Consider the following 26006-nt stretch of genomic DNA (forward strand, 5'->3'; position numbering starts at 1 on the left):
AGCACAATGTCGACCATGTCATCGCCGGTGGAGTTCCTGGAACTGCTCGCCCGTGAGGCCGCGGCGGTCGAGTTCGAGGGCCCGCTGGTGGCCGCGCGGGCCGCCGGGCTGCCGCCCGACCGGCTGGCCGAGCTGGAGCAGGCCAAGACGGTGGCGTTGCGCGTCCGGGCGTTGCTGGAGCGCCGGCGCCGCCGCGAGACCGAGCTGTCCGGCCTGTACGACACGGTCAGCGACCTGGCCGGGCTACGCGACCTGGACGACGTGCTGCGGGCGATCGTGCACCGGGCTCGCAACCTGCTCGGCGCCGACGTGGCCTACATGACGCTCAACGACGACGAGCGCGGCGACACCTACATGCGGGTGACCGACGGGTCGGTCTCGGCCCGCTTCCAGCGGCTGCGACTGCCGATGGGCGCCGGACTCGGCGGCCTGGTGGCCCAGTCCGGCGCCCCGTACGTCACCGCGAACTACGGTGAGGACGCGCGCTTCCACCACACCGGTGAGATCGACGCCGGGGTCGGCGAGGAGGGCCTGGTGGCGATCCTCGGCGTGCCGTTGCGGCTCGGCTCCACCTCGATCGGCGTGCTCTACGCGGCCAATCGTTCGGCCCGGCCGTTCGTCCGGGAGGAGGTGGCGCTGCTGGTCTCCCTCGCCGCGCACGCCGCGGTGGCGATCGACACCGCCCGGCTGCTGACCGAGACCCGATCGGCGCTGGCCGAGCTGTCGGCGGCGAACACCACCATCCGGGCGCACAGCAGCTCGGTGGAGCGGGCCGCGGCGGCACATGACCGGATGACCGCGCTGGTGCTGCGCGGCGGCGGCGTGGAGGACGTGGCGGCCGCGGTGACCGAGGTGCTGGGTGGCGCCCTGCTGGCGCTGGACGCCGAGGGTCGGCTGCTGGCCCGGGTCGGCGAGATCGACGAGCCGGACCGGGCGGACATCGTCGAGGCCGTGGCCGCGTCCCGGACCGAGGGGCGCAGCGTTCGACGCGCCCCCCTCTGGTACGCGGCCGTGGTGGCGGGCGCGGAGAACCTGGGCGCCCTGGTGCTACGCCCGGACGACGAGCTGGTCGACGCCGACCAGCGGATCCTGGAACGCGCCGCCCTGGTGACCGCCCTGCTGCTGCTGTTCCGCCGGACGGTCGCCGAGGCGGAGGGGCGGGTCCGCGGCGAGCTGCTCGACGACCTGATCGCCCGTCCGTTGCGCGACACCGACGCGCTGCGCAGCCGGGCCCGCCGGCTCGGGGTGGACCTGGACGCGCCGCACGTGCTGGTGGCGGTGGGCGACGACGCGATCGCCGCGACCGGTTCGGCCCGGCAGCGGGTGCTCTCCTGGGCCACCACGTACGCCTCGGCGCGTGGCGGGCTGGCCGCGGCGCGCGACGGTCGGGTGGTGCTGATGTTGCCGGGGCTCGACGCCGGTGGCAGTGCCCGTGCGGTGGCCCGGGACCTGTCCCGGGTGACCGGCCGACCGGTGACCGCCGGGGCGAGTGGTCCGTCGACCGGGCCGGCGGCGCTGGGCGGGACGTTCCACGAGGCGGACCGCTGCCTGACCGCACTGGGCGCACTGGGTCGTGCAGGTCAGGGGGCGAGCACCGCGGAGTTGGGCTTTGTCGGGCTGCTGTTGGGCACGGTGGGTGACCGGGGTGAGAAGGACGTCGCCCAGTTCCTCACCGCCACCGTCGGGCCGGTGGTCGACTACGACGCACGGCGGGGCACGGCACTGGTGAAGACGTTGGAGGCGTACTTCGGGGTGGGTGGCAGTCTGGCCCGTGCCGCCGAGCAGCTGCACGTGCACGTCAACACGGTGACCCAGCGGTTGGAGCGGGTCGGGCAGCTGCTCGGCGCCGACTGGCAGAAGCCCGAGCGGGCGCTGGAGGTGCAGCTCGCGCTGCGCCTGCACCGGCTGCGCGCCCCGGCCGCCTGACCCGGGGCGGACCCGGGTCGGGCCCGGCGAGCCGGGTCAGCGGGCGTGGATGCCCTCCAGCACGGCGTCGACGACCCGCTCGGGCAGGGTCTGCTCGTCGAGGTCCGGATTCCACTGCAGCACCCGCTGGATCAGCATCGGCCCGGTGAGCAGCGCCATCGTCACCTCCACGTCGATGTCGGCCCGGAGCACCCCCTCGTCGATGCCGCGCCGCAGCACCTCGCGCATCAGCTGCCGCCGGGGCGCGATGATGTTCTGGTAGAGCTGGAACTGGTCCGCGCTGCGGTTCACGGCGGGCGCCAGGCAGGGCATGATCTTCGCCGCTCGCGGGTCGACGTTCTTGCCGATCGCGCCGACCAGCAACACCAGGTCGTCGCGGACGGAGTGGCCCGCCGGCTGCGCCATGACGCCCTTGAGTCGCCGCAGCGCGTCCAGCAGCAACGCGTCCTTGCCCGCCCAACGGCGATAGATGGTGGCCTTGCCGACCCCGGCGCGAGCGGCGATCGCTTCGATCGAGAGCGCCTCGATGGTGCTGCCCTCGGCGAGCAGGTCGAGGGTCGCCTCGATGATCGCCTCGTCGGCGCGGATGCTCCGCGGTCGCCCGGGCGACCGCGGAGCATCGGCAGTGGACGTCATGTCCGCCATTCTCCCCGAACCTATGCCGTGCCGGCCAGTTCGGGCTCGGCGACCGGAGCCGCCGGGGCGAGGCTGGTGTCCTCCCGGCCCGGCATCCAGCGCAGCACCACGATGATCCCGAGCGCGGCGATCACCGCGGAGAGCCCGGCCGCCCAGTGCATGGCGGTGACGAAGGCGTCGTTGGCCGCCGAGATCAGCGCCGGTGCCGCCGGGCCGAGCTGGGCCGCCGCCGCGTACGCCCCGGAGATCGACTCGTTGGCCGCGTCGTGGGCCTGCGTGGGCAGACCGGTCAGCGCGTCACCGATGTCGCTGCGGTAGACCGCGGAGAGCACCGAGCCGAGGACCGCCACGCCGAGCGCGCCGGCCACCTGGCGGACGGTGTTACTCACGGCGGAGCCCACACCGGCCTTCTCCCGGGGCAGCGCCGACATGATCGATTCGGTGGCCGGCGGCATGATGTTGGCCATCCCGGCGCCCTGGATGAGGAAGACGAGCAGCACGATCCAGATCGGGGTGGAGGCGCCGATGAAGACGAAGGCGCCGAGCGACACCGCGGTCAGCGCCAACCCGACGGTGGCGACGGCCCGGCCACCGTAGCGGCGGACCATCGCGGCGCTGCGCGGCGCGAAGATCAGCTGAGCGCCGGCGAAGGGCAGGAAGAGCAGGCCGGTCTGCAGCGGGCTGTAGTCGCGGACGAGTTGCAGGTAGAACGAGCCGAAGAACATCGAGCCCATCGCGGCGAAGAACACCAGGCCGACGATGGCGACCGGCGCGGCGAACCGGGGCACCTTGAACAGCCGGACGTCCAGCGACGGGTGGTCGCTGCTCCGCTCGTGCTGCACGAACCAGGCCAGCACCGCGAGCCCGACCAGGATCGAGCCCCAGGCCAGCGGGCGGCCGAAGCCGTGCTCGCCGCCGTCGATGATGCCGTAGGAGAGGGCGACCAGGCCGACCACGGAGAGCAGGACGCCGAGCACGTCGATGCGACCCGGCTGCGGGTCACGCGACTCGGGGACCAGCAGCGCGACCAGGACCACACCGGCGACGACCACCGGCACGTTGATCAGGAAGACCGAGCCCCACCAGAAGTGCTCCAGCAGCGCGCCGCCGAGGATCGGGCCGATCGCCACGGCGAGACCGACCGCGCCGGCCCAGACCCCGATGGCCCGACCACGCTCGCGCGGGTCGAAGACGTTGGAGATGATCGACAGCGTCACCGGCATGATGGCCGCGCCGCCGACACCCATCAGGGCGCGGGCCGCGATCAGTTGGGCCGGGCTGTCCGCGTACGCGGAGAGCAGCGACGCCAGGCCGAACAGCGCCAGACCGATCATCAGGAAGCGCTTGCGGCCGGCGCGGTCGCCGAGCACCCCGAAGGTGAACAGCAGCCCGGCGAAGACGAGGGTGTAGGAGTTGATGGACCACTCCAGCTGGCCCTGGCTGGCGCCGAGGCCGTGCACCGGGTCGGCCAGGGTGCGCAGGGCGACGTTGAGGATCGTGTTGTCGAGGACGACCACGAGGAGGCTGATCACCAGCACCCCCAGGATCGCCCACCGCCTCGGGTGTCCGGTGTTGTTGTGCAGCTCCATGCCTGACTTTCCCCCCACGCTTGTCACCCGCGACGCAATACGATACGGGTCAGACTCGTAACCTGAGTCAGCCTACGACGCGCATTAACGATACGGCACCGGTCCGTATCGAATGTGGCTGGCGTCACGCACGGACGCCCGCTGGTCGACGCAGTTCCGGTCCGCACCCGAACCGGCGTGCCCCACGACGAGCGGGCGGCATGAGCGTGGCGACACCGCACCAGACGAACCCCCCGGGTAGACGTTCCCTACCCGGGGGGTTCGCTGAAACGGCGCGCGGCGGACGCGCGGTCCGCGGGACTCAGCGGCGGCGGGCCGCCAGCCGCTGGGCCAGCGCGGCGACGCTGCCCCAGATGCCGCGCCGGAACAGCACCACGACGAGGACGAAGATGCCGCCGGTCACCAGGCCGATCGCCTCGAACCCGGAGAACGACAACCAGTCCTCCAGCCGGACCACGATTCCGGCGCCGAGCACCCCGCCCCAGAGGGTGCCGATCCCGCCGAGCACCACCACGATCACGGCCTTGCCGGACGTGGTCCAGTGCAGCACGTCCAGCGAGACGAACCGGTGGCCGACCGCGAACAACCCGCCACCGAGGCCGGCGATGAACCCGGAGAGCACGAACGCGGTGAGCTTGTAGCGGTGCACCGGGTAGCCCAGCGCCCGCGCCCGGGCCGGATTGTCCCGGATGCCGACCAGCACCCGGCCGAACGGTGAGTGCACGATCCGCCAGGCCGCGGCCAGACCGAGCAGCACGATCGGCAGGATCGCGTAGTAGAAGAAGTAGTCGTCGGTGAGGTCCCAGCCGAACAGCTCCCGGGGCACGCCCTGGAGCCCGTTCTCGCCCTGGGTCACCGAGCGCCACTCGTTGGCCACGTAGTAGACCATCTGGGCGAAGGCCAGGGTCACCATCGCGAAGTAGATGCCGGTCCGCTTGACCGCCAGGTAACCGATCGGCACCGCCAGCACGGCCGCGGCGAGCGCGCCCGCCAGCACGGCGAGCGGGAACGGCAGACCGGCGTGGATGGCCACCAACCCGGTGACGTACGCCGAGGTGCCCCAGAACGCGGCGTGCCCGAAGGACATCAGCCCGGTGAAGCCGAGCAGCAGGTCCACCGCCACGGCGAACAGCGCCCAGCAGAGGATGTCCACCGCGACCGCCGGGTAGAGGCCGTTGGGCAGCCACGCCGCGACGGCCAGCCCGACGGCGAGCAGCGCGTACCGCACCCAGCCGGGGGCCCGAGCCACGGCGATCAGCCCGGACGGCGGCGTCGAACGGGACGCGTCGGCGGGAGTGTCCACGGTGCTGGTCATGCCGGCGCCTCCTCACGACCGAACAGGCCAGCCGGCCGCCAGAGCAGCACGCCGGCCATCACGATGAAGACGATCGTCTGCGACACGATCGGGAAGTCGGACAGGTACGCCTCACCCCACGACTGGACCAGGCCGATGCCGAATCCGGCGGCGACCGAGCCGAAGATCGAGCCCAGCCCGCCGATCACCACCACCGCGAAGACCACGATGATCAGGTCCGCGCCCATCAGCGGGTTGACCGCGCGCATCGGCGCGGCCAGCACACCGGCCAGCCCGGCCAGCCCGATGCCGAAGCCGAAGACCGGGGTCACCCACCGTCCGACGTCGATACCGAACGCGCGGGTCAGGTCGGGCCGCTCGGTGGAGGCGCGGACCACCATTCCGATCCGGGTACGGGTGAGCACCCACCACACCGCGACGCAGAGCAGCACCGCGAAGCCCAGGATGAACACCCGGTACGTCGGGAAGTCGAACAGCCCGAAGTTCACCGTCCCGCTCAACAGCGACGGGGTGGCGTACGGACTGGACTGCACGCCGTACCGCAGCTTCACCAGATCCTGCAGGATGAGTGTCAGGCCGAAGGTGAGCAGGAAGTTGTAGAGCGGGTCGAGCGTGGTCAGCCGGTGGATCACGGCGCGTTCGAGCGCCATGCCGAGCAGGCCCAGCCCCACCGGCATGATCACCAGGGCGGCCCAGAACGGCACACCTGCCTCGGTGAGCAGCACGTACGCGCCGAACGCCCCGAGCATGTAGAACGCGCCGTGCGCGAAGTTGACCACCCGCAGCATGCCGAAGATGACCGCGAGCCCGAGGGCGAGCAGGGCGTAGAACGCCCCGCTCACCAACCCGTTGAACGTGTTCTGCGCGAATCCGCTCACAGCGTCACACGCTCACAGCTTGCAGTCCGCGGAAGGCGCGCGGAACGCCTCCGCGGCGGGGATCGTCTGGAGCACCTTCACGTAGTCCCACGGCTCGGTCACCTCGGACTGCGGCTTCACCTGGGCCAGGTACGCGTCGTGCACCACCCGGTGGTCCTCGGCGCGGATCTTGCCGTTGCGCAGGAAGACGTCCTCGACGGTCTTGCCCTCCAGGCCCTTGACCACGGCGTCGGCGTCGTCGGTGCCGGCGGCCTGCACCGCCTCCAGGTACTGCAACGCGGCGGAGTAGTTGGCCGCGTGCGCGAACGTCGGCCGGGTGCCGGCCTTCTGCTGGAAGCGGTCGGCGAACTCCCGGTTCTTCGTGTCGAAGTTCCAGTACCAGGCGTCGGTGTACGTGGTGCCGGCCAGGGCAGCCGGGGTGAGCGAGTGGATGTCGGTGAGGAACATCAGCCCCACCGCCAGGTCGACGCCCTTCTCCCGCAGCTTGAACTCGTTGTACTGCTTCACCACGTTGACCAGCTCCGCGCCGGCCTGCATGGTGCCCAGCACGTCCGGCTTCGGGTTCAGGTTGGGCGCCTTGAGCAGGAAGGTGGAGAAGTCGCCGCTGGTGTTCGGGAACGGCGCGCCGTCCTTGCCGACCACCGTGCCGCCGGCCGCCGTGATCGCCGTGGAGAAGCTCTTCTCCATGTCCTGACCGAAGGCGTAGTTCGGGTACAGGATGTACCAGTTCTTGCCGATCTGCTCGGTGGTGGTCTTCCCGGTGCCGTTGGCCAGCATGTACGTGTCGTACGCGTAGTGGAAGGTGTACTTGTTGCAGCTCTTGCCGGTCAGATCGGTGGTCGCCGCCCCGATGTTGAAGTAGAGCTTCTTCTTCTCCTTCGCCACGTCGGCGACCTTCAGCGCCGCCGACGAGGTGGGCACGTCCAGGATCAGGTCGACGCCCTTGCGGTCGTACATCTCCTGGGCCTTGGAGTTGGCCACGTCCGGCTTGTTCTGGTGGTCGGCGGTCTCCACGGTGATGTTCTTGGTCACCGCCTTGTCGCCGTACTTCGCGGTGAAGTCGGCGATGGCCATCTCCACCGCGGTCACCGAGTTCTTGCCGGACAACTCCGAGTACACCCCGGACTGGTCGTTGAGCACGCCCAGCACGACCTTGTCGCCGGTCAGCTTCTGGTCGCCACCCGACTGGGGGCCACCGCCGCCGCAACCGGCGACCAGCACCACCGCGGCCGACGCCGCGGCCACACCCACCGTCCTGCGCATGCCCACTCCATCCATCCCGTGCGTCGTCGCGCGGGTCGTCGTTGGAAAAATCAGATCCCGAGGTACGCGAGCAGTTCGCGTTCCCGCGAACGCACCTCGGAGTTGTCCATCGCCTCGGCGACGCGTCCCTCGGCCAGCAGGTAGTGCCGGTCGGCGACTCCCGTGGCGAAGTGCAGGTTCTGTTCGACCAGCAGCACGGTCACCCCGTGCCGCTTGGCCTCCCGCAGCAGGTCACCGACCTGCTGCACCAGCAGTGGCGACAGCCCTTCGGTGGGCTCGTCGCAGAGCAGCAGGCGGGCGCCCATCCGCAGCACCCGGGCCAGCGCGAGCATCTGCTGCTCGCCGCCGGAGAGCATGGTGGCCGCCGAGTCCCGCCGGGTGTAGAGGGCGGGGAACGCGTCGTACACCCGCTCCAGCGACCACGGGTCGGGACCGACCGTGGGCGGCAGGGTGAGGTTCTCGGTGACGGTCAGGGTGGCGTAGCTGCCCCGGTCGTCGGGCACCCAGCCCAGCCCCAGGCGGGCACGCTTGTGCGCCGACAGCCTGGCGACGTCGCGCCCGTCCACCTCGACCGTGCCGCGCTGGCCGGGGTGCAGCCCCATCACGCAGCGCAGCAGGGTGGACTTTCCGGCGCCGTTTCGCCCGACCAGGGTGACCACCTCGCCGGCGGCGACCTGGAGGCTGACCTCCCGCAGCACCTGCGCCTCGCCGTACCAGGCGGAGAGGTTGTCAATGCGCAGCATCAGCGGCTCCCAGGTAGGCGGTGATCACGCGCTCGTCCGCGCGGACCTGCTCGTACGGGCCCTCGACGAGGATCTTTCCGGCCTGGAGCACGGTGACGGTGTCGGCCAGCCGCCCGACGACGCTCATGTTGTGCTCGACCATCACCACGGTCCGGCCCTGGCGGACACGGCTGATCAGCTCGACCGTGCGGTCGACGTCCTCGAGCCCCATCCCGGCGGTCGGCTCGTCGAGCAGCAGCACCTTCGGGTCCAGCGCCAGGGCGATCGCCAACTCCAGGGCCCGCTTGCGGCCGTACGCCAGCGACTCGGACGGGGCCTGCGCCAGGTCGGCCAGCCCCACCATGGCCAGCAACTCGTCGGCCCGCTCGGTGTAGCGGCCCATCAGCTTGGCCGAACGCCAGAACCGCCAGCCCAGTCCGCTCGACGACTGGAGGGCCAGCGCCACGTGCTCCCGGGCGGAGAGCTGCGGAAAGAGGCTGGTGATCTGGAACGAGCGGGCCACACCGAGCCGTGCCACCTGCTCCGGGGGCAGCCCGGTGACGTCCCGCCCGTCCAGCTCGATCCGCCCGCCGCTGGGTCGCAGGAAGCCGGTGAGCAGGTTGAACAGGGTGGTCTTGCCGGCGCCGTTCGGGCCGACCAAAGCGTGCACACTCTCCGGCGCGACGTCGAGGTCGACGTCGTCGACCGCCCGGAAGCCCCGGAAGTCCCGGGTCAGCCCACGGGCTGACAGGAGCGCTTGCCCGGCCATCGCCTCATCCTCCGCACGGTCGCGGCGACGGTCGGTTAGGTGACCGTGGTCACAGGCCCGTCGCGTGGACGAAACCTACGGCGGGCCGCGCGAGTCGAGCCATGTCGGTGGACTCCATATTCGACCGGCAGAGGGCGTGCGCCGACACCACTCCCGCGTACCACCGGCTTGACCGAGCCACCTAGGTTGATGATCCACACAGCCCAACGAAAGGCCCCCAACCCATGCCCGTCGGCTTCACCATGGCGATCGTCCTCGCCGTCGCCCTGGCGGTCTGCGCCGTCCTGGCTCTCGTCGCTCCGCGCAGCGCGGTGAAGCGGACGGCCGCGTTCGCGGCGCTCGGCTTCCTGGCCCTCACCCTGCTGGTCGGTGTCGCCTCCAGCGCCCACTCGGTGCCCATCCGCTCGGTGGGCATCGTCACCAGCTTCGGCAAGCCCACCGGCGAGGTGACCGGTTCCGGCCTGAAGTGGGTGGCGCCCTGGCAGAAGGTCGGCGAGTGGGACGCGGGCCGCCAGAAGTACGACCACATCGGCGGCGACAACTGCGTCCGGGTCCGCACCGGCACGCTCGCCGACGCCTGCGTCGAGGTGCTCGTCGAGTGGCAGGTCAAGCCGGAGAACGCGCCGAAGCAGTTCATGGACTACAAGGGAGACTTCGACAGCTTCCGGGGTCAGCGGGTGGGCGTGCAGCTCGACAGCGCCGTCAACGACGCCTTCGCCGCGTACAACCCGCTGGAGAAGATCGACGCCCAGACCGGTGACCTCAACGTCGACCTGAAGCCGTTCGCGGCGAACATCAAGACCAGCGCGGAGTCCCGGCTCGCCACCGACGTCGACATCCTCTCGGTGACCATCACCCGGGTGAACCACGACGACAAGACCGAGGGCAACATCAAGGCGTTCCAGGACAAGCTGGCCCAGACCCGCAACCTGGAGCAGGACCGCAAGAACGCCGAGATCTCCAAGCAGATCACCGAGACCAACGCGAAGGTCGACAAGGTGACCCGCTGCCTGGAGATCGCCGAGAAGAACGGCGCCAACCCGGGGCTCTGCATCAACCCGGGCATCGTCACCGGCAAGTGACCGGGACCGGCCCACCCGTTCCGGGTGGGCCGGTCACCCGGCGATCGTCACGCGGCGACGGCGTACTCCGGCAGGGTCAACCCGTCGGCCCGGCTGAAGACGAGCCTGGCCGTGAGCCCTCGCAACGGGCGGGAGGTCATCGCCCGCATGGTCGCGTCGCGCACACGGATCGCGGTCCGTGTCGCCGGCAGGAAGCCGGAGACGCCTCCGCCCGGTAGATCCTGGCCGCGCGCCACGTGCGCCCGCAGCGCCTCCTCGTAGCGGCGGTACGCGACCACGTGGTCACCCCGGGCCGCCGCCAGCTCACCGGCGAGCACGTACGCCCCGACCAGGGACAGGCTGGTTCCCTGCCCGGTCAGTGGGGACGGGCACCAGGCGGCGTCGCCGAGCAGCGCCACCCGCCCGGTGCTCCAGGTGTCCATCCGCACCTGCCCGTAGGAGTCGAAATAGAAATCGGGGGCGTCGGGCATCGCGGCCAGCAGTTCCCCGGTCCGCCAGCCGACGTCGGCGAAGCGCTCGGCGAGGAAACGCTGCTGGGCGTTCCGGTCCCGGCGGTCCAGGTCGAGCGGTGGGGAGACGAAGCTGAACAGCGCGCTGCTCGCGCCGTGCCGGGTCGGACGGGTGCCCACCACCCGACCACCCGGAGCGTTGTGCAGCTCGAACCAGCCCGTCTCGTCCCGGTACGGAGTGGTGAAGTAGGCCAGGTAGGCCCCGAGCGGCCGGACGTACGCCGACTCGGGGCCGAAGGCCAGTGCCCGGGTACGCGAGTGCGAGCCGTCCGCCCCGACGACCAGGTCCACGGTCCGCGGGGCGGATCGCGCGAAGGTGAGCCGCACCCCGTCCGCGGTCTGGGTGAGTGTCTCGATCGAGTCGTCGAAGACGTACTCCACGTCGGCGCGGGTCTCCTCGTACAGCAGACGGGCCAGGTCGCCGCGCTCGATCTCGATGTCGGCGACGATGCCCTCGCCACCGAAGGCGTGCACCGGCATCCGGTAGCGCGTCCGACCCCGCGCGTCGACGCCCGCCATGCCCTGCTCCCGCACGCACTCGGCCCGGATCCGGGCGGTGAGGCCCATCCGGTCGACGACCTCCCGGGCGGTCCCCCGCACGTCCACCGCCTGCCCGCCGGGGCGCAGCCCGGCCGCCCGCTCCACGACGGTGACGGCGAAGCCGTGCCGGCGCAGCCAGAAGGCCAGCGCGGGGCCGGCCACACCGGCGCCGGAGATGAGTACGGTCCTGTCGTCCATCGCACCGCTCCTGAGATCGTGCTTTACACCGTCAACCCAGCCGTCACCGCGGCTCGGTCGGGAGGTCGTCCCGCGCAGCGAACGGTAGTCACACGGGGGAGCCACGTGCTCGGCCCGACCTAGTACGCTGCGCCAGATAGGGCCGCCCAGAGCCGCCAGTACTAGTACGCTGCAGCGGAGGTGCGCCATGACCGGTTCCGAGCCGCCGTACCGGCGGATCGCCGCGGAGATCCGCCGCCGGGTCGACCTCGGGGAGCTGCGTCCGGGCGATCGGGTGCCGTCGGCCCGGCAGCTCACCCGCGAGCACGGGGTGGCCATCGCCACCGCCACCAAGGTCCTCGCGCTGCTGCGTGACGAGGGGCTGGTGCTGACCCGACCGGGCGCGGGCACGGTGGTGGCCCCGGCCCACGCGACGGTGCCGCAGGCGCGCCGGAGCACCGGTGCCGCGGAGCCGGAGCTGACCCGGGAGCGGCTGATCCGGGCCGCGATCGCCCGGGCCGACGAGGGCGGCCTGGCTGCCGTGTCGATGCGGCAGATCGCCGCCGAGCTGAGCGTGTCCACGATGTCGCTCTACCGGCACGTGCGCGGCCGGGACGAGCTGATCCTGACCATGGCCGACGCGGTCCTGGCGAACGCGCCGCTGCCGGCCGTTCCGCCGGCCGGGTGGCGGGCCCAACTGGAGCTGCTCGGCCGAGCACAGTGGGCGACCTACCGGCGGCACCGCTGGCTGCCGCACGCCATCTCGATCGCCCGTCCGCAGGTGCTGCCCCACGCCATGGCGCACACCGAGTGGGGCCTGCGGGCCACCACCGGCCTGGGCCTCGACCGGCACGTGCGCTGGCACGTCGCCATCGCCCTGATGGCGTACGTCCGCGGCATCGCGACGAACCTGGAGATGCGGGCGCAGGCGGAGCAGGACACCGGCCTCACCGACGACGAGTGGGTGGACCGTCAGGTGACCACGTTCCAGCACGCGATCACGAGCCGCGGTTACTCCACGTTGGCCGCGCTCACGGACGAGGGCGACCTGGACCTCGACCTGGAGAGCGTCTTCGAGTTCGGCCTGCGGCGGCTCCTCGACGGCTACGCCGTCCTGATCGAGCAGCCGCCGCCGGCCGACCCTCAGCTCAGTCCGGGAAGCTGACCACCCAGCGGGCGCCCTCGCCCCGGGCCAGCCGGTCGAACGCGGCCGGCGCCTCGTCGAGGGTGACCACCCCGCTGACCAGCGGTGACAGGTCGAGCGTGCCGTCGAGCGCGGCCCGGGCCAGCTCGGGCACCTCGCGGTCCGGGTCGGACGAGCCGTACACCGAGGAGCGCAGCGTCCGGGCGGAGTGGAAGATGTCCAGCGCACCGAGGCTGACCAGGTCGTCCTTGGCGCCCATGCCGACCACGGTCACCGCTCCCCCGCGCCGGGTGAGCCGCCACGCGGCCCGGATGGTGGCCGCGCGGCCGACGCACTCGAAGGCGTGGTCGACGCCCCGACCCTCGGTGCGCGCGCGTACCTCCTTGGAGAGCCGGTCGTCGGAGAGCAGGAAGTCGGTCGCGCCGGCGGCGAGCGCCAGGTCCCGCTTCGCCTCGGCGACGTCGACGGCGAGGATCGGCGTCGCGCCGGCCCGGCGCGCGGCGGTGAGCACGGCGAGCCCGACCCCGCCGAGCCCGACGACGGCGACGGACTCGCCGGGCGTGACCTGGGCGGTGTTGCGGACCGCGCCGGCGCCGGTGAGCACCGCGCAGCCGAGGAGCGCCGCCTGCTCGGCGGGCAGCCCGGCGGGGATCGGGATGACGGCGCTCTCCGGCACCACCACCGCCTCGGCCAGCGCGCCCAGGCCGAGGGTCAGGTGCAACCCGATGCCGTCGTCCATCTCGCCGCGCGCCACCGTCGGGGCGGTGTTCGCGGCGCAGAGCCACGGCTCGTCGTGCCGGCACCACCAGCAGGCCCGACAGGCGGGAGCCCAGTTGAGCACCACGGGCGTGCCCACGGCCAACCCGCTGCCCGGCCCGGCCTCGGCCACCACCCCGGTCGCCTCGTGTCCGAGCACCAGCGGGAACCTCGCGGCGAGGGTGCCGTTCACCATGGACAGGTCGGAGTGGCAGACGCCGGCCGCGCGGATCGTCACCCGCAGTTCGCCGGGGCCGGGCGCGGGCAGGCGTACCCGCTCGACCCGCAGCTCGCCGTCGGACGCACGCGCGACAAGCGCGCGAACCGTGACCGGCTCGGTGCCGCCCGCCGGCTCGGTGCCGCTCATCGCTGGATCGCCTTCAGCTCGCTGAACTCGGCGAGACCGTGCACGCCCAACTCGCGGCCGAGGCCGGACTGTTTGTAACCGCCGAACGGGGCGAGCGGGTTGAACGGCGCGCCGTTGATGTCGACCGCGCCGGTCCGCAGCCGCCGGGCCACCGCGAGCGCCGCCTCGGTGTCGGCGGACCAGACCGCGCCGGCCAGCCCGTACCTCGAGTTGTTGGCGATCGCCACCGCCTCGTCGGTGTCGGCGAACGGGATGACGGCGAGCACCGGGCCGAAGACCTCCACCTGGGCGAGCGCACTGTCGGGGTGCACGTCGGCGAAGACGGTCGGGGCGACGAAGTGCCCCTGGGCGGGCACCGGGGCGTCCGGCCCGCCGACGACCAGCCGGGCTCCGTCGGTGAGGGCCCGGTCGACGTGGCCGCGAACCCGCTCGGCCTGGGCGGCGGAGACCAGCGGGCCGAGCCGGGTGGCCGGGTCGAACGGGTCGCCGAGCCGGTAGCCGGCCACCGCCGTGGCGATCAGGTCGAGCGCCTCGTCGTACCGGTCGCGGTGCACCAGCATCCGGGTCCACGCCGTGCAGGTCTGCCCGGAGTTGAGCAGGGCGTTGCCGACGCCCACCTTGACCGCGGTGGCCAGGTCGGCGTCGGGGAGGATCACGTTGGCGGACTTGCCGCCCAACTCCAGCGCGACGCGGGCGATCCGGTCGGCGGCGCGCCGCATGATCCGGGCGCCGGTGACGGTGGAGCCGGTGAACGAGACCAGGTCGACGTCGGGGTGCCCGGCCAGGGCCTCGCCGACCACCGGCCCGGTGCCGGGAACCAGGTTGAGCACGCCCGCCGGCAACCCGGCCTCGGTGACCGCGTCGAAGAGCAGGTACGCGGTCAACGGGGTCAACTCGCTGGGCTTGAGCACCACCGTGCAGCCGGCGGCCAGCGCGGGCGCCAGCTTCGCCATCACCTGGTGCAGCGGGTAGTTCCACGGGGTGATCGCGCCGACCACGCCGATCGGTTCGCGGACGACGAGGGAGTTGCCGATGGTCTCCTCGACGGGTGGCCGGGTGGCGAGCGCGACGTGGTCGCGCAGCACGGTCAGCGGCAGCCCGACCTGCACCCGGGCGGCGAGCTTGAGCGGGGCGCCCAGCTCCACGGCGATGGTGCGGGCGAGGTCGTCGGCGCGCGCGGCGAGCGCGGTGTGCAGCCGGCCGAGGTGAGCGGACCGCTCGGCGGGAGGGGTGGCCGACCAGCCGGGGAACGCGGCGCGGGCCGCGGCGACGGCGCGGTCCACGTCGGCCGGGCTGCCGGCGGGCACCTGCCCGATCAGTTCACCGGTGCTCGGGTTCTCCACGTCGATCACGTCGGCGTCGGCGGGCCGCGTCCACTCGCCGCCGAGGTGCAGGTGGCGCCGAAGGCGCAGGGCGTCGGGCAACTGCGACGGCGGGGCGGCGAGGTCCATGTCGTCCCTTCGGGGTGGGCGATGGGCGATGGCGACGGGGTCGCGACGGGCGATGAAACTAGCGCTGGGAGTTTGGACGCTACCCGCTGGGCCGGGCGGACTCCACCGTGCCGACCGTGCGGGTGTACTCGGCGGCCAGGCCGTGCAGCAGGGCATCCAGGCCGAGGGCGAAGGCGCCCTCGTCGACGCTCTGCTGGTGCTCGGCGAGCAGGTGCGCCTGGCGCAGGTGTGGGTAGTGCGCGGCGTACAGCTCCGGGTCCTCGACGAAACCCCGGGCGAACGAGCCGAGCGCCGACCCGGCCACGAAGTAGCGCAGGGCGGCGCCGATGTGGGTGGCCCGCGCGGGTGGCCAGCCGGCGCGGACGAGGCCGCCGTAGACCGCGTCGGCCATGGCCAGCGCGGCCGGTCGACGGCCCGGCCCCTGGGCCAGGTACGGCACGATGTTCGGGTGCGCGGTGAGCGCCCGCCGGTACGACCAGGCCCAGTCGCGCAGCGCGGCGGCCCAGTCCCGGCTGGCGAGGCCACTGGTGTCGACGGCGGCGGTGACCGTGTCGGCGACCGCGTCGAGGATCTCGTCCTTCGTGGCGAAGTGGTTGTAGAGCGACGGCCCGCGTACACCCAGATCGGCGGCGAGCCGGCGGGTGGAGAAGGCGGGCAGGCCCTCGGCGTCGATCAGCGCGGTGGCGGTCTCGACGATCAGCTGCCGGGTGAGCCGGGGCTGGCGGGGTCGGGGCACTGCGCTCCTCGATGGTCTCGGCCGTCAGGTCTGGACGCGGCAAAACTTGCACCGCTAGTTTAAGGGTGACCGGCAGCGCCGACGCCAGGAGGGCCATCGTGGACTTTTCACTGACCGACGAGGAGCGGGCGGTACGGGACACCGTCCGATCGTTCATCCGCCGCGAGGTGATGCCCCTGGAGGCGGAGGTGCTCCGCCGGGAGCGGGCGCACCAGCCGGGCCTCGACCACTCCGAGGTGCGCGAGCTGCAGCTCAAGGCGCGCAAGTTCGGCTTCTGGGGCCTGGCCACGCCGGAGGAGTACGGCGGCATGAACCTGCCGGCGGTGCTCCAGTCGCTGATCTGGACCGAGCTGGGCCACACGTTCGTGCCGTTCCGCTTCGGCGGCGAGGCGGACAACATCCTGTTCCACGCCACCGAGGAGCAGAAGCGGGAGTTCCTCATCCCGACCATCGAGGGCGAGCGGCGCTCCTGCTTCGCGATCACCGAGCCCGGCGCGGGGTCGGACGCCGCGAACATTCGGCTCTCCGCCCGCCGCGACGGCGACGACTGGGTCCTCGACGGCGAGAAGACCTTCATCACCGGCGGGCACGACGCCGACTTCGCCATCGTGGTCGCGGTGACCGACCGGGACAGGGGTGCCCGCAACGGTGGGGCCACCGCGTTCCTGGTGGACCGGGCGATGGGCTGGCGCTCGGAGTTCATCCAGACGATGGGCGAGGGCGGGCCCGCGTCGCTCATCTTCGACGGCGTACGCGTGCCGCACCGCAACATCCTCGGCGAGATCGGGCAGGGCTTCACGCTGGGCATGGAGTGGATCGGCAAGGGCCGCTACACCATCCCGTCGCACGCCATCGGCATCGCCGAACGGGTGCTGCAGATGGCGATCGACTACGCCAACACCCGCGAGACCTTCGGCGCGAAGATCGGCACCAACCAGGCCATCCAGTGGATGATCGCCGACTCGGAGACCGAGCTGGAGGCGGCCCGCTGGCTGGTGCTGCGCTCCGCCTGGACGGTGGACCAGGGCCTGGACCCCCGGCACGCCTCGTCGATGGGCAAGCTCTACGGCGCGGGCATGGTCAACCGGGTGGTCGACCGGGTGCTCCAGATCCACGGTGGCATGGGCTACACCCGTGAGCTGCCCATCGAGCGCTGGTACCGGCAGGTCCGGCTCTACCGGATCTTCGAGGGCACCGACGAGATGCAGCGTCTGATCATCTCGCGGGACCTGCTGCGCGGGTACACGAAGATCGGTGGTCACCTGGCCTGAGGTGGTGTCCGCCTGGCCGGCTCAGCCGGTCAGCGCCTCCAGTGCGGCGTCCACGTCTGCCTCGGTGGAGTAGATGTGGAACGAGGCGCGGACCCGTCCGGCGCGGACCGCCGCCCGGATGCCGGCCGCCGCCAGGCGGTGCGCCGCATCGGGTACGTCCACGCTGACGATGGCGCTCTCCCCCGCCGGCCGGCCCAGCCCGGTCAGGAACCGGTTGGCCAGGGCCACATCGTGCGCCCGGATCGCCGGCACGCCGATCTCGGCCACCACCTCCAGGGCGGGCGCCGCACCGACCCAGCTGAACCACGCTGGCGAGATGTCGAACCGGCGGGCGTCGTCGGCCAGCCGCAGCGGCGGGCCGTAGTAGGAGGCGTGCGGGTCGCGGCCCGCATACCAGCCGGCGGCGTCGGGGCGCAGCCGGTCGCGCAACGCCGGGGCCAGATAGGCGTACGCGGTGCCGCGCGGATTCATCAGCCACTTGTAACCGCCCACCGCCACCACGTCGGCCCGGCTCCCGTCGAACGGCAGCCAACCGCACGCCTGGGTGGCGTCCACCACCACCAGAGCGCCGTGCGCGCGGGCCGCGGCCACGATCTCGTCGTACGCCGCGACAGCCCCGTCCGCCGACTGCACGAGGCTGAACGCGACCAGATCGGTGTCGGCGTCGATCGCGTCGACCAGCGACTCCAGCGGCACCATACGAATGTTGACGCCGCGATCCTCCTGGACCAGCCAGGGAAACAGGTTCGAGGTGAACTCGACCTCGGGGACCACCACCGTGGCCCCGGCCGGCAGTGCCGCCGCGACCGGCGCGAGGATCTGGGACACGGCCGCACCGACCGCCACGTCACCGGCCGGCACCCCGATGATGCCGGCGAAGGCGGTGCGGGCCCGGTGCACCGACTCGCCCCAGCCCTCCCACGACGTACGGCCCACCCGCCATTCGGCCAGGGTCTCCTGCAGCGCCGTCCAGGCCGGCTCGGGCGGCAAGCCGTAGCTGGCGGTGTTCAACCAACCGGGCTCCGGCTGCCACAGCTTCTGCGCCTGCTCGATCTCCATGGCGTCGACGGTAGGCGGGGTGGCGTCGAACGGGCACGACCAATCGGCGATCTGCGGCCTGTCAGGTCCGAGCAGCGGGCGCGTGGATCCGGGCGAGGCCGTCGGCGAGACCGGCGAGCCACCGGTCGACCTCGACCAGGTGCCGGACCGCCTGGGGATCGACCTCGCCGAGCAGCGGACGGATCCGATCCACCTCATCGACACAGGTGATCGGGGCAGGTATCGGGCCCGACGGCCTGGGATGCTCCACCGCGTCGGCGAGGTCGTCGTACGCCGATCGCAGGTGCCCGGCCGTGTCCCGCAGCAACGCCGCCGCCACGGGCCAGCCGGCGAGGCAGCCGGGCGGGTTGCGGCGCAGCAGCGACTCGGCGCCGAACACCATGTGGTGCCCGGCACTGAGGACGGCGTCCCAGTTCACCTGCTGACGGCGCGGATCGTGCCGCTCCGACTGGTACTGGAGGTACGACGAGTCGACGAGGACCATCCGCTTGCGGACCCGGTCGAGGGCACGGTCGGGAGATGGAGCGCCACCGAGCACCGCCTGGACGGTCTGCTCGATCGCGTCCGCGTTGGCCTTCAGATAGCGGGTGGCATTGCGCCGTAGGTCGTGGCTCGCGCCACGCGGCCACATCGCCACGCCGGCGAGCACACCGATCAACGCGCCCAGCAGTACGTCGACGAGGCGGGCCTCGGCGAGCCGCCACCCTTCGGGGGTGAGCTGCGCGAAGACGACCGTCAGCAGCAGGGTGAACAGCGCCTGCTGCCACACCGGGCCGAGGAGGCGACCAACGCCGAGGGCCAGCATCAGGGTGACCGGCAGGACGACGGCGTAGGCGATCGGCTGGTCGAGGACGAGCAGCCCGCCGCTGACGACGGCACCGGCGATCGTGCCCAGCACGGCCGGTCGCAGCGCGGTGCGGGTGTCCGCCGCCGAGGTACGGAGGACCGTGAGGGTGGCCAGCAGCACCCAGAAGCCGTGGGTCAGCTGCAACTCCCCGGCGGCCACCCGGGCGATGGCGAGCGCCACAGCCAGCCGCAACGAGCTGTGCAGGTGGGCGGAGCGGGGTGCCAGGTGGGAACGGAACTGCAACCAGTACAGCGTCCACGGGCTGCGCCGCGCGTACTCGAACAGCCCGGGGTAGGCGTCCTCGCCGCGGAGCCGCACCCCGGTGGCCACCCGGGCGCCGAAGGCGAAGACCCGTACCTGGTCGGCGAGGGCCAACGCCGTCGCGTCCCGGCACAACCGGGGTACGTCCGACGTGTCGCGGCCGTCGTCCCCGCCCACGGGGTAGGCCGCCTCGGCTCGCCCGTACGCGGCGTCCAGCTCGTCGAGGTGGACGACCGGGCCACCCGGCGACAAAGTCCGGCCGGCAGCGCGGGTCGTGTCCGCGCAGGAGCGCAGCAGACGCGCCGCCGCCAGGTCCGGGATCGGCTCCGGCGGCGCGTCCGCCGCCAGCCGGTCCGCCTCGGCGAGCACCTCCCGTAACGCGGCCGCGCAGAGCCGCAACGCCCGATCCTGAACGCCCGCCGCGGTGGGGGCCCACACCGGAGGGATGCGGCCCAACTCGACGGCGGCCACCACGTCGTGCGCCCGCTTACGCCGCGTGTCCCGACCACCCGCACCGGCGCGCGGGTCGGTCAACTCGTCTGCGGCGGTGTCGAGAAACGCCGCGACGCCGTCCGCGGCCTCGGCGAGACGCTGCCGGTAGGAGACCGGCACCGGGTCGGGCCAGAGGAACACCTCGGCCGCGGCGAGCAGCACGATGCCGAGCGTGACCCCGCCGAGACGCTCCAGCAGGGTGCCCGGCTGGTAGGGCGGGAAGGACGCCAGGATGTAGAAGAGCTGGAACGCGCTCGCCAGCCCCACCAGGCGCGGGTTGCCAACCCCGGCGAACGCCACGACGAACCCGATGACCAGCATCCCGCCGGCGGCCGCCCACGTGTTCACCGCCAACAGCGCGCCCGCGGCGATCAGCGCCCAGACCACCGGCAGAGACGTGACGAGGATCCGCGCCCGCTGCCGCGCCGGCCCGGGCAGTTGCGCGAACGACCCGGCGGCGATCACCCCGAACAGACCGTACGTGGCGATCAGGGAGTTGCCCGCACCGTAGCGGCAGCCGTAGAAGACGACGGACGCGACGAGTGTCAGCCGTGCCGCCCGTCGCAGGATGACGTCCCCCGGGTCACGGCGGCGAAGCCGGCCAAGGAGGCTGGTTCCGAGCACGCCTGCTCCCCCGGGTTTCGTCGCGGCACCCCTCCCCGGCCCACCATTCTCCACCGGGCCTCCCGGTGACGGCGGTTTTCGCGACGAATCACCGTCAGGTGGCGGTGGGACGGCTTCCGAACAGGCCGAGCCGGAGCGCTCGGAACAGGGTGCCGGGGCGGCTCAGGGTCGCCGGGTGGTCGAGCATGGTGGTGACCCGGCCCAGCCGGGCGTTGAGCACCGGGTCGGTCAGTGATGTCCGGAAGAGCAGGTCACCGAACCACTTGGTGACCTTGTACCCGGGTGGGTACGGCCCGTCGACGTGCGGAAGCTCGATGTCGGCGGTGGTGGAGACCTGCCAGGCGGCGTCGACGACCACCCGGACGTGGTCGAAGTACGCCCGTGCGGGCTCGTCGTGCGGCTTCGGGCCGGACCGGAGATACGCCGACAGGCAGGAAGCGTGCAGCGTCGCGGAGGTCATGCCCTGGCCGTACACCGGGTTGAAGGACGCGACCGCGTCACCGGCGGCGACCAACCCGGCGGGCAGCCGGTCGAGCTTGTGGAAGTCGCGGCGTCGGCTGTCCGCCTGGTGGTACGTGACCACCGGGCCCAGCATCTCCCCGCGCTCGGCGATGTCGCCGAACATCTGCGGGTAGTGCTCCCGACAGCGCGCGGTGAAGTCGGCGACGTCGCGGCTGGGCCGGTCCTCGTCGTAGCCGGCCACCAGCATGATCCAGCGGTCACCCTCGACCGAGTTGATGCCACCGATCCGGGCGGTGCGGCCCTTGCCCGCCATGGTGTGGAAGACCGCCACCCAGGTGTCGCTGACCTTCTCGTCGCGCTTGTAGAGCGCCGTCGCGTAGTTCAGCTTGATCGGCATTCGTTGCATCGGCGGGCGGGGCCAGCCGTGCTCGGCCAGCCAGTCGCTCAGCCGACTGGACCGCCCCATCGCGTCGACCACCAGGTCCGCCGGTTCGACGACCGGCCCGCTGCCGCCCTCGGGCACGTATCGGGCGCCGGTGACGCGTCGCTCGTCGAAGAGCAGGCCCTCCGCCCGGCCGTACACCATTCGGATGTTGTCGACGGCGAGGGTCCGCCGCCGGACCAGCGCCTCCAGGAACGGACGCGTGGTGATCAGCGCCGGACCGGTGTCGGTCGGTGCGGGCGGCAACCCCAGCACGCCGTTCACGAAGATCTTCGCCGTGCCCTGGTCGCTCGGCGGCGGAGGGGCACCGAGGGCGAGCGCCTCGTCGGCGATGCCGGGAAACCAGCGTTCCAACTGGACCTGACCGGCGGGCAGCAGCGCGTGCACCTGACTGCCCTGGGGCACACCGGGCCGAGGCCCGGCATCGACACCGGACGGGTCCCGTTCGATGATCAGCACTTCCTCGGCGTGGTCGCTCAACACCCGGGCCGCCATCAGCCCGGCCATGCTGCCACCGAGCACCACCGCACGCCGCATGACCACTGTGGTCGCGGCCGGTCGTTCGGCCGTCGCAATCTCCGAGAAGAGCCGGGACGGAGAGGGGGGCATGCGATCGCTCCTCAGGTGGTCGGGAAACCTCGGCATCCACGACCGTAACCATCGGAGCGCCCGTCGTCAGCGCTCAGCTGGCCCGCCATTTCTGGTTGGCGGTCCCGAGGCACTGCCAGATCTGCAACCGGGCACCGTTGTTCGGGTTCGCGTCGAGCACGTCGACACACCTGTCCGCCTTGGTGTTCACCAGGTCGTAGGCCTTGTTGAGGGTGAACTTCTGCGACCCCGCGCCGGAGCAGTCGGCCAGGATGACGGCTGCCCCGTCTTCGGTGGAGTGGCCGGCGACATCGAGGCACTTGCCCATCGAACGGACCGTGCCGTCAGCGGGGAAGGTCCACAGCTGCTTCGCGGTGCGACGACAGTCCCAGATCTGCAGCCGAACACCAGCGGTGGCGTTGCCATCCGGAATGTCGATGCAACGCTCACTGGCGAAACTGAGGATCTGCTTCCCGGCCGGCACGGTGCTCTGCGTCGGAGACGGCGGCGGGGCCGACGGTTGCTGCGCCGGGTTCCCCGGAGCCGTCGTCACCGTGCTGCCTGTCCCCGGCGAGGGCTGCCCCGGGCTCCCGGGCGCTGGCGGTTCGGCAGACCTGGACGGCGAGCCGGCCGCGACCGGCAGCCCCTGAAAACCATCCGCGATCAGCGCGAAGACGCCCGCGCTCGCCGACCATTCGGCGGCCGAGGTGGTCCAGCCGATCGAGTACGCGTGCCCGTTGTGACCGACGAACGCACGACTCACGGTGCGCATCGGCGTGCCGTCCTCGTCGGTGTACGTCCACTCCCATTCGGCGGCCCGCACCTGGTAGCGCAGTGCGGCGAGCCGGACCTGCCGGTAGTCGGCGTACCGCTTGCGTTCCGCCTTCTCCCGCGCGCGCAGCTCGGCGACCAGATCCGCGGGGATGGACCGGAGTTCGTCGACGACGAGCACCCGGCTGCCGTCCGGCTCGCGGAACTCGGCCCGCTCACCGTCGCGCCGCGAATGCCAGCCGTCCGGCACCGGTACGAGGAAGCGGGGATCGTCCCGGTAGTAGCGCCAGCCCGCAGGCGGCGGTGGCAGCACCCTGGACACCGGTGACTCGGCGATGGACGACGTGTTCACGGTCGGCGCCGCCACCCCGCCGTCGCCCGTTCCGCCGAACGGTCCGCCGTTCAGCAGGGACACCGTCACCAGCAGGACGAGCAGCACGGCGGCGGCGAGTGACCCGATCAGCCGGGCCCGACGCTGACGGCCCGGGCGTGCGACGGGCGCATCGAGGGCGGCCGGCGACGCGGGCGGGCCGGACTCGGCGGTGACGAACTCGGGCACGATCTTCGGGCCGGACACGTCGCCGGTGGAGTTGATCCGGGCGACCGGCCCGTCGCCGGTGGGGCTCACCCTGGCGACCGGCCCGTCGCCGGTTTGGCTCACCGGAGCGACCGGCTCGCCCGGGGTCGCGGCCTGACGCAGGAGCCGGTCCGCCTCCTCGGCGCTGATCCGCTGATCCGGCTCGCGGCGCAGCAACCCTTCCAGGAGTGGAGTCAGCTGCCCGGCCCGCTTCGGCGGCGGCGGCGGCTCGGTCGCGAGCGCCGCCAGCGTGGCGATCGGCGACGAGCGGTGGTACGGGGTGCGTCCCTCGACCGCCGCGTAGAGGGTGGCGCCGAGCGACCAGAGGTCCGCGGCCGGGCCCACATCGCCGTCGGTGGCCCGCTCCGGCGCGAGGAAGGCCGGCGAGCCGAGCACCATCCCGGTCTGGGTCATGCGTGGGTCACCGGGAAGGGTGGCCAGACCAAAATCGGTCAGCACCACCCTGCCGTCGTCGGCGAGCAGCACGTTGGCGGGCTTGACGTCCCGATGCAGCACGCCGGCCTGGTGTGCGGCCCGCAGCGCACCCAGCACGCCCAGACCGATCTGCGCGGCGCGGGCCGCCGGCATCGGCCCCTCGGCCTCGAGCACCTGGTGCAGGGATCGGGACGGGACGAGCTCCATGACGATCCATGGGTCGTCGCCCGAGTGCAGTACGTCGAAGACACGTACCACGTTGACGTGGCCCAGGCGGGCGACGGCCCGCGCCTCGCGCATGGACCGTTCGCGCATCTCCCGGCGTTCGTCGTCCCGCAGGCCGGGCGGGGCAACCAACTCCTTGATGGCCACGTCTCGCTGGAGCATCTCGTCACGGGCCTGCCACACGCGGCCCATCCCGCCCTGACCGAGCGGACGGACCAGCCGGTAACGATCGGCAATCAACTGTCGAGAGGCGTCGGGCACGACAGGAAGGTACCGGGCCGATGTTTACGTACCCAATTCTTGCGGCGGGTAGAAAAGCGACAGTTGGATTTGTCACAGGCGGGTTCGGCGGTTAACCACTGCACCATTTCGGCACAACTCCACTATTGACGCCCGCATTGTTGCCCAGCGCGATGTTACCAACACGTATATCGGCAACGTGCTATGAATATCGAATGAATTCGAATTCTGTGGAGACCTGGGACGCGGCGGTCCCGGTCCACCCGGAGCCTGGGCCAGGCACCCGGGCCAGGCCGTTTCTGGGGCAGAGCCTTCTCCTGTGCCTGCTGGTGGCGCTATCCGCCTGCACGCCCTCAAACGATTCACGCCAGCCCACCGCGCCACCTGTCGACGACAGAACCCAGCCGACGCCCGCGAGCAGTGGCGTGCCGGCATGCACGACATCGGTAGCGGCGCTGCCGACACTACCGGCGGGTTATCTTCTCGTGGGAGAAGACATGGCGACACCGGACGACACGGTGCTGTCTGCGGAGAAATCAGGAGAGGCCGATCCAGCGGCTCGACTATTCGCCAAATGGGGGCTGGTCGTACGCGCCGGCGCGGTCGTCGACATTCAGGTGGCACCCGGATGGGAAGACGACGCCCGAATCGGGTGGGGTGCTTCCCACACGCCGGCGACGACCGCCACGGTGCGCGCCTGCGCGCCGACCGACGGGCAGGCTCAATGGCTCGCCTTCGTCGGTGGGACGTGGGTCGCGCGCGCCGCCTGCGTACCGCTCATCGTGCGGTCGAATGGCCGGGAGGACCGCTTCCACCTCGGCATCGGCGTCGCCTGCGACGAGAACAGCACGTCGTAGAGCCATGCGCTCCTGCTGGGCGCCCAGGCAGCTTGCACAGGCGGGCGCGACAGCGTCCTGCCCGGCTGGCAGGATCCAGCCACATGGAAGAAGCGTTGTTGCAGCAGGCTGCCCTCATGCTTCGTGACGCCCGCCGGATCGTCGTCTTCACCGGTGCCGGCATCTCGGCCGAGAGTGGCGTGCCCACCTTCCGCGACGATCTCACCGGCCTGTGGGCGCGTTTCGACGCCCATCAGCTCGCCACTCCGGAGGCGTTCCACGCCGATCCGGACCTGGTTTGGGGCTGGTACGAATGGCGACGTGCGCGGGTGCGCCGAGCCCAACCCAATGCCGGGCATCTCGCGATCGCCGCCATCGAAGCCCAGGTCCCCGATTGCACCCTCGTCACCCAGAACGTCGACGACCTGCACGAACGAGCCGGAAGCCGGCTCGCGATCCACCTGCACGGCAGTCTCTTCGCACCCCGCTGCGTGGCGGCAGCCGCGCACCCGGCGACCTTCCCGGCGCCGCCGGACGGCGAGGCAGGCGAGCCGCCCGAAGGCCGCCGGATCCCGCCGCCTCGGTGCTCGTCCTGCGCGGCGCTCGTCCGCCCAGGAGTGGTGTGGTTCGGTGAAGGGCTGCCAGAAGCGGCGTTGAGCGCTGCGGTCGACGCCGCCTCCGCCTGCGACGTGCTGCTGACCGTCGGCACCTCCGGCGTCGTGTACCCGGCTGCCGAGATTCCGCGGATCGCGGCCCGCTCGGGCGCCACGGTGATCCAGATCAACCCGCAACGGACGCCACTGGACGAGGTCTGCGCCGTCAACCTGCGCGGCACCTCAGCGCAGGTTCTTCCTGCTCTGGTCGCCGCGACATGGGGGCCGAACGGAGAAGGTTGACCGAGGCCCGCGCGGCGGCCACCACGTGATCAGGTGATGAAAAGTAGGTCAGGAGAGGCCTGGGCACCTACTTTTCATCACCTGATCAAGGGAAGGACGCCGTTCCGGCATCCCCGATGG

General features: G+C 72.0%; 21 protein-coding genes. 6 read left to right on the forward strand and 15 right to left on the reverse strand.

Translation table 11 applies throughout. From position 1 onward, the window contains the following. Positions 1-6: 6 nt before the first annotated feature. Positions 7-1926, forward strand: coding sequence for a helix-turn-helix domain-containing protein (locus ACQEUX_RS13890; protein ID WP_433046638.1), 1920 nt, complete (start codon positions 7-9; stop codon positions 1924-1926). Between the two features lie 36 nt (positions 1927-1962). Here the strand turns inward: ACQEUX_RS13890 and ACQEUX_RS13895 are convergent, their stop codons facing one another. The 7 genes from ACQEUX_RS13895 to ACQEUX_RS13925 all read right to left on the reverse strand — a co-directional run bounded on the left by ACQEUX_RS13895 (position 1963) and on the right by ACQEUX_RS13925 (position 9098). Continuing rightward, entirely contained in the window at positions 1963-2571 is a 609-nt protein-coding gene (locus ACQEUX_RS13895) for a TetR/AcrR family transcriptional regulator (RefSeq protein WP_433046641.1), read from the reverse strand. An 11-nt stretch (positions 2572-2582) separates the two neighbouring features. Beyond that, positions 2583-4151: an MFS transporter gene (locus ACQEUX_RS13900; RefSeq protein WP_433046644.1), complete on the reverse strand. Its 1569-nt coding sequence runs from the start codon at positions 4149-4151 to the stop codon at positions 2583-2585. Positions 4152-4452: 301 nt separating this feature from the next. Further along, positions 4453-5466 (reverse strand): branched-chain amino acid ABC transporter permease, encoded by a 1014-nt coding sequence (locus ACQEUX_RS13905; protein WP_433046647.1) that lies wholly within the window; start codon positions 5464-5466, stop codon positions 4453-4455. Then, positions 5463-6344 carry a branched-chain amino acid ABC transporter permease gene (locus ACQEUX_RS13910; RefSeq protein ID WP_433046650.1) on the reverse strand — a complete coding sequence of 294 codons (882 nt, stop codon included), beginning with the start codon at positions 6342-6344 and terminating at the stop codon, positions 5463-5465. The genes ACQEUX_RS13905 and ACQEUX_RS13910 overlap by 4 nt, the downstream gene beginning before the upstream one ends. 12 nt (positions 6345-6356) lie before the next feature. Beyond that, on the reverse strand, positions 6357-7607 hold the full coding sequence (locus ACQEUX_RS13915; protein ID WP_433046653.1) for an ABC transporter substrate-binding protein: 1251 nt from the start codon (positions 7605-7607) through the stop codon (positions 6357-6359). Positions 7608-7657: 50 nt separating this feature from the next. Next, a complete protein-coding gene (locus tag ACQEUX_RS13920) occupies positions 7658-8350 on the reverse strand; it encodes an ABC transporter ATP-binding protein (RefSeq protein WP_433046656.1) in 693 nt (230 codons plus the stop codon). After that, positions 8337-9098 (reverse strand): ABC transporter ATP-binding protein, encoded by a 762-nt coding sequence (locus ACQEUX_RS13925; protein ID WP_433046659.1) that lies wholly within the window; start codon positions 9096-9098, stop codon positions 8337-8339. The genes ACQEUX_RS13920 and ACQEUX_RS13925 overlap by 14 nt, the downstream gene beginning before the upstream one ends. A 224-nt stretch (positions 9099-9322) precedes the next feature. Here ACQEUX_RS13925 and ACQEUX_RS13930 point away from each other — a divergent pair, with 224 nt between their 5' ends. Continuing rightward, positions 9323-10180 (forward strand): SPFH domain-containing protein, encoded by an 858-nt coding sequence (locus tag ACQEUX_RS13930; RefSeq protein WP_433046662.1) that lies wholly within the window; start codon positions 9323-9325, stop codon positions 10178-10180. 47 nt (positions 10181-10227) lie between these two features. Here ACQEUX_RS13930 and ACQEUX_RS13935 read toward each other — a convergent pair whose 3' ends face one another. After that, the gene (locus ACQEUX_RS13935; RefSeq protein WP_433046665.1) at positions 10228-11427 is read right to left on the reverse strand and encodes an FAD-dependent monooxygenase; all 1200 of its coding nucleotides are present in this window, start codon (positions 11425-11427) and stop codon (positions 10228-10230) included. 187 nt (positions 11428-11614) lie between these two features. Here ACQEUX_RS13935 and ACQEUX_RS13940 point away from each other — a divergent pair, with 187 nt between their 5' ends. Further along, positions 11615-12571, forward strand: coding sequence for a TetR/AcrR family transcriptional regulator C-terminal domain-containing protein (locus tag ACQEUX_RS13940; protein ID WP_433046668.1), 957 nt, complete (start codon positions 11615-11617; stop codon positions 12569-12571). Here ACQEUX_RS13940 and ACQEUX_RS13945 read toward each other — a convergent pair. The 3 genes from ACQEUX_RS13945 to ACQEUX_RS13955 all read right to left on the reverse strand — a co-directional run bounded on the left by ACQEUX_RS13945 (position 12555) and on the right by ACQEUX_RS13955 (position 15860). Beyond that, complete coding sequence (locus tag ACQEUX_RS13945; protein ID WP_433046671.1) at positions 12555-13673, reverse strand: alcohol dehydrogenase catalytic domain-containing protein; 1119 nt, start codon at positions 13671-13673, stop codon at positions 12555-12557. The genes ACQEUX_RS13940 and ACQEUX_RS13945 overlap by 17 nt on opposite strands. Further along, positions 13670-15124, reverse strand: a complete 1455-nt coding sequence (locus ACQEUX_RS13950; protein ID WP_433046674.1) for an aldehyde dehydrogenase family protein — start codon at positions 15122-15124, stop codon at positions 13670-13672. Before ACQEUX_RS13950 ends, ACQEUX_RS13945 begins: the two co-directional genes overlap by 4 nt. A gap of 79 nt (positions 15125-15203) precedes the next feature. Further along, complete coding sequence (locus ACQEUX_RS13955) at positions 15204-15860, reverse strand: TetR/AcrR family transcriptional regulator C-terminal domain-containing protein (RefSeq protein WP_433046677.1); 657 nt, start codon at positions 15858-15860, stop codon at positions 15204-15206. Positions 15861-15958: 98 nt separating this feature from the next. On the opposite strand from ACQEUX_RS13955, the gene ACQEUX_RS13960 reads away from it, so the two are divergent. Further along, the gene (locus ACQEUX_RS13960; RefSeq protein ID WP_433046680.1) at positions 15959-17131 is read left to right on the forward strand and encodes an acyl-CoA dehydrogenase family protein; all 1173 of its coding nucleotides are present in this window, start codon (positions 15959-15961) and stop codon (positions 17129-17131) included. A 21-nt stretch (positions 17132-17152) separates the two neighbouring features. On the opposite strand, the gene ACQEUX_RS13965 is transcribed toward ACQEUX_RS13960, so the two are convergent. From ACQEUX_RS13965 to ACQEUX_RS13980, 4 genes are all read right to left on the reverse strand, one after another. Continuing rightward, positions 17153-18190: an aminotransferase class V-fold PLP-dependent enzyme gene (locus tag ACQEUX_RS13965; RefSeq protein WP_433046683.1), complete on the reverse strand. Its 1038-nt coding sequence runs from the start codon at positions 18188-18190 to the stop codon at positions 17153-17155. A gap of 61 nt (positions 18191-18251) precedes the next feature. Further along, positions 18252-20414, reverse strand: a complete 2163-nt coding sequence (locus tag ACQEUX_RS13970; RefSeq protein ID WP_433046686.1) for an FUSC family protein — start codon at positions 20412-20414, stop codon at positions 18252-18254. Positions 20415-20508: 94 nt separating this feature from the next. After that, positions 20509-21927 (reverse strand): FAD-dependent oxidoreductase, encoded by a 1419-nt coding sequence (locus tag ACQEUX_RS13975; protein WP_433046689.1) that lies wholly within the window; start codon positions 21925-21927, stop codon positions 20509-20511. A 73-nt stretch (positions 21928-22000) separates the two neighbouring features. Continuing rightward, entirely contained in the window at positions 22001-24175 is a 2175-nt protein-coding gene (locus tag ACQEUX_RS13980; RefSeq protein ID WP_433046692.1) for a protein kinase domain-containing protein, read from the reverse strand. A 476-nt stretch (positions 24176-24651) separates the two neighbouring features. Here ACQEUX_RS13980 and ACQEUX_RS13985 point away from each other — a divergent pair, with 476 nt between their 5' ends. Together ACQEUX_RS13985 and ACQEUX_RS13990 are read left to right on the forward strand one after the other, a co-directional pair. Beyond that, complete coding sequence (locus ACQEUX_RS13985) at positions 24652-25011, forward strand: hypothetical protein (protein WP_433046695.1); 360 nt, start codon at positions 24652-24654, stop codon at positions 25009-25011. A gap of 83 nt (positions 25012-25094) precedes the next feature. After that, entirely contained in the window at positions 25095-25886 is a 792-nt protein-coding gene (locus tag ACQEUX_RS13990; RefSeq protein WP_433046698.1) for an SIR2 family NAD-dependent protein deacylase, read from the forward strand. The last annotated feature ends 120 nt before the right edge of the window (positions 25887-26006 follow it).

The organism is Micromonospora sp. CA-259024, from assembly GCF_050936255.1.
Lineage (GTDB): Bacteria > Actinomycetota > Actinomycetes > Mycobacteriales > Micromonosporaceae > Micromonospora.

Excerpts from the sequence above, each read along its gene's own strand:
- ACQEUX_RS13925 (WP_433046659.1), bottom strand. The coding sequence starts at position 9,098 with ATGGCCGGGCAAGCGCTCCTGTCAGCCCGTGGGCTGACCCGGGACTTC.
- ACQEUX_RS13965 (WP_433046683.1), bottom strand. The coding sequence starts at position 18,190 with ATGGAGATCGAGCAGGCGCAGAAGCTGTGGCAGCCGGAGCCCGGTTGG.
- ACQEUX_RS13985 (WP_433046695.1), top strand. The coding sequence starts at position 24,652 with ATGGCGACACCGGACGACACGGTGCTGTCTGCGGAGAAATCAGGAGAG.
- ACQEUX_RS13915 (WP_433046653.1), bottom strand. The coding sequence starts at position 7,607 with ATGCGCAGGACGGTGGGTGTGGCCGCGGCGTCGGCCGCGGTGGTGCTG.
- ACQEUX_RS13900 (WP_433046644.1), bottom strand. The coding sequence starts at position 4,151 with ATGGAGCTGCACAACAACACCGGACACCCGAGGCGGTGGGCGATCCTG.
- ACQEUX_RS13990 (WP_433046698.1), top strand. The coding sequence starts at position 25,095 with ATGGAAGAAGCGTTGTTGCAGCAGGCTGCCCTCATGCTTCGTGACGCC.
- ACQEUX_RS13930 (WP_433046662.1), top strand. The coding sequence starts at position 9,323 with ATGCCCGTCGGCTTCACCATGGCGATCGTCCTCGCCGTCGCCCTGGCG.
- ACQEUX_RS13905 (WP_433046647.1), bottom strand. The coding sequence starts at position 5,466 with ATGACCAGCACCGTGGACACTCCCGCCGACGCGTCCCGTTCGACGCCG.
- ACQEUX_RS13920 (WP_433046656.1), bottom strand. The coding sequence starts at position 8,350 with ATGCTGCGCATTGACAACCTCTCCGCCTGGTACGGCGAGGCGCAGGTG.
- ACQEUX_RS13940 (WP_433046668.1), top strand. The coding sequence starts at position 11,615 with ATGACCGGTTCCGAGCCGCCGTACCGGCGGATCGCCGCGGAGATCCGC.
- ACQEUX_RS13895 (WP_433046641.1), bottom strand. The coding sequence starts at position 2,571 with ATGGCGGACATGACGTCCACTGCCGATGCTCCGCGGTCGCCCGGGCGA.
- ACQEUX_RS13945 (WP_433046671.1), bottom strand. The coding sequence starts at position 13,673 with ATGAGCGGCACCGAGCCGGCGGGCGGCACCGAGCCGGTCACGGTTCGC.
- ACQEUX_RS13890 (WP_433046638.1), top strand. The coding sequence starts at position 7 with ATGTCGACCATGTCATCGCCGGTGGAGTTCCTGGAACTGCTCGCCCGT.
- ACQEUX_RS13975 (WP_433046689.1), bottom strand. The coding sequence starts at position 21,927 with ATGCCCCCCTCTCCGTCCCGGCTCTTCTCGGAGATTGCGACGGCCGAA.
- ACQEUX_RS13935 (WP_433046665.1), bottom strand. The coding sequence starts at position 11,427 with ATGGACGACAGGACCGTACTCATCTCCGGCGCCGGTGTGGCCGGCCCC.
- ACQEUX_RS13950 (WP_433046674.1), bottom strand. The coding sequence starts at position 15,124 with ATGGACCTCGCCGCCCCGCCGTCGCAGTTGCCCGACGCCCTGCGCCTT.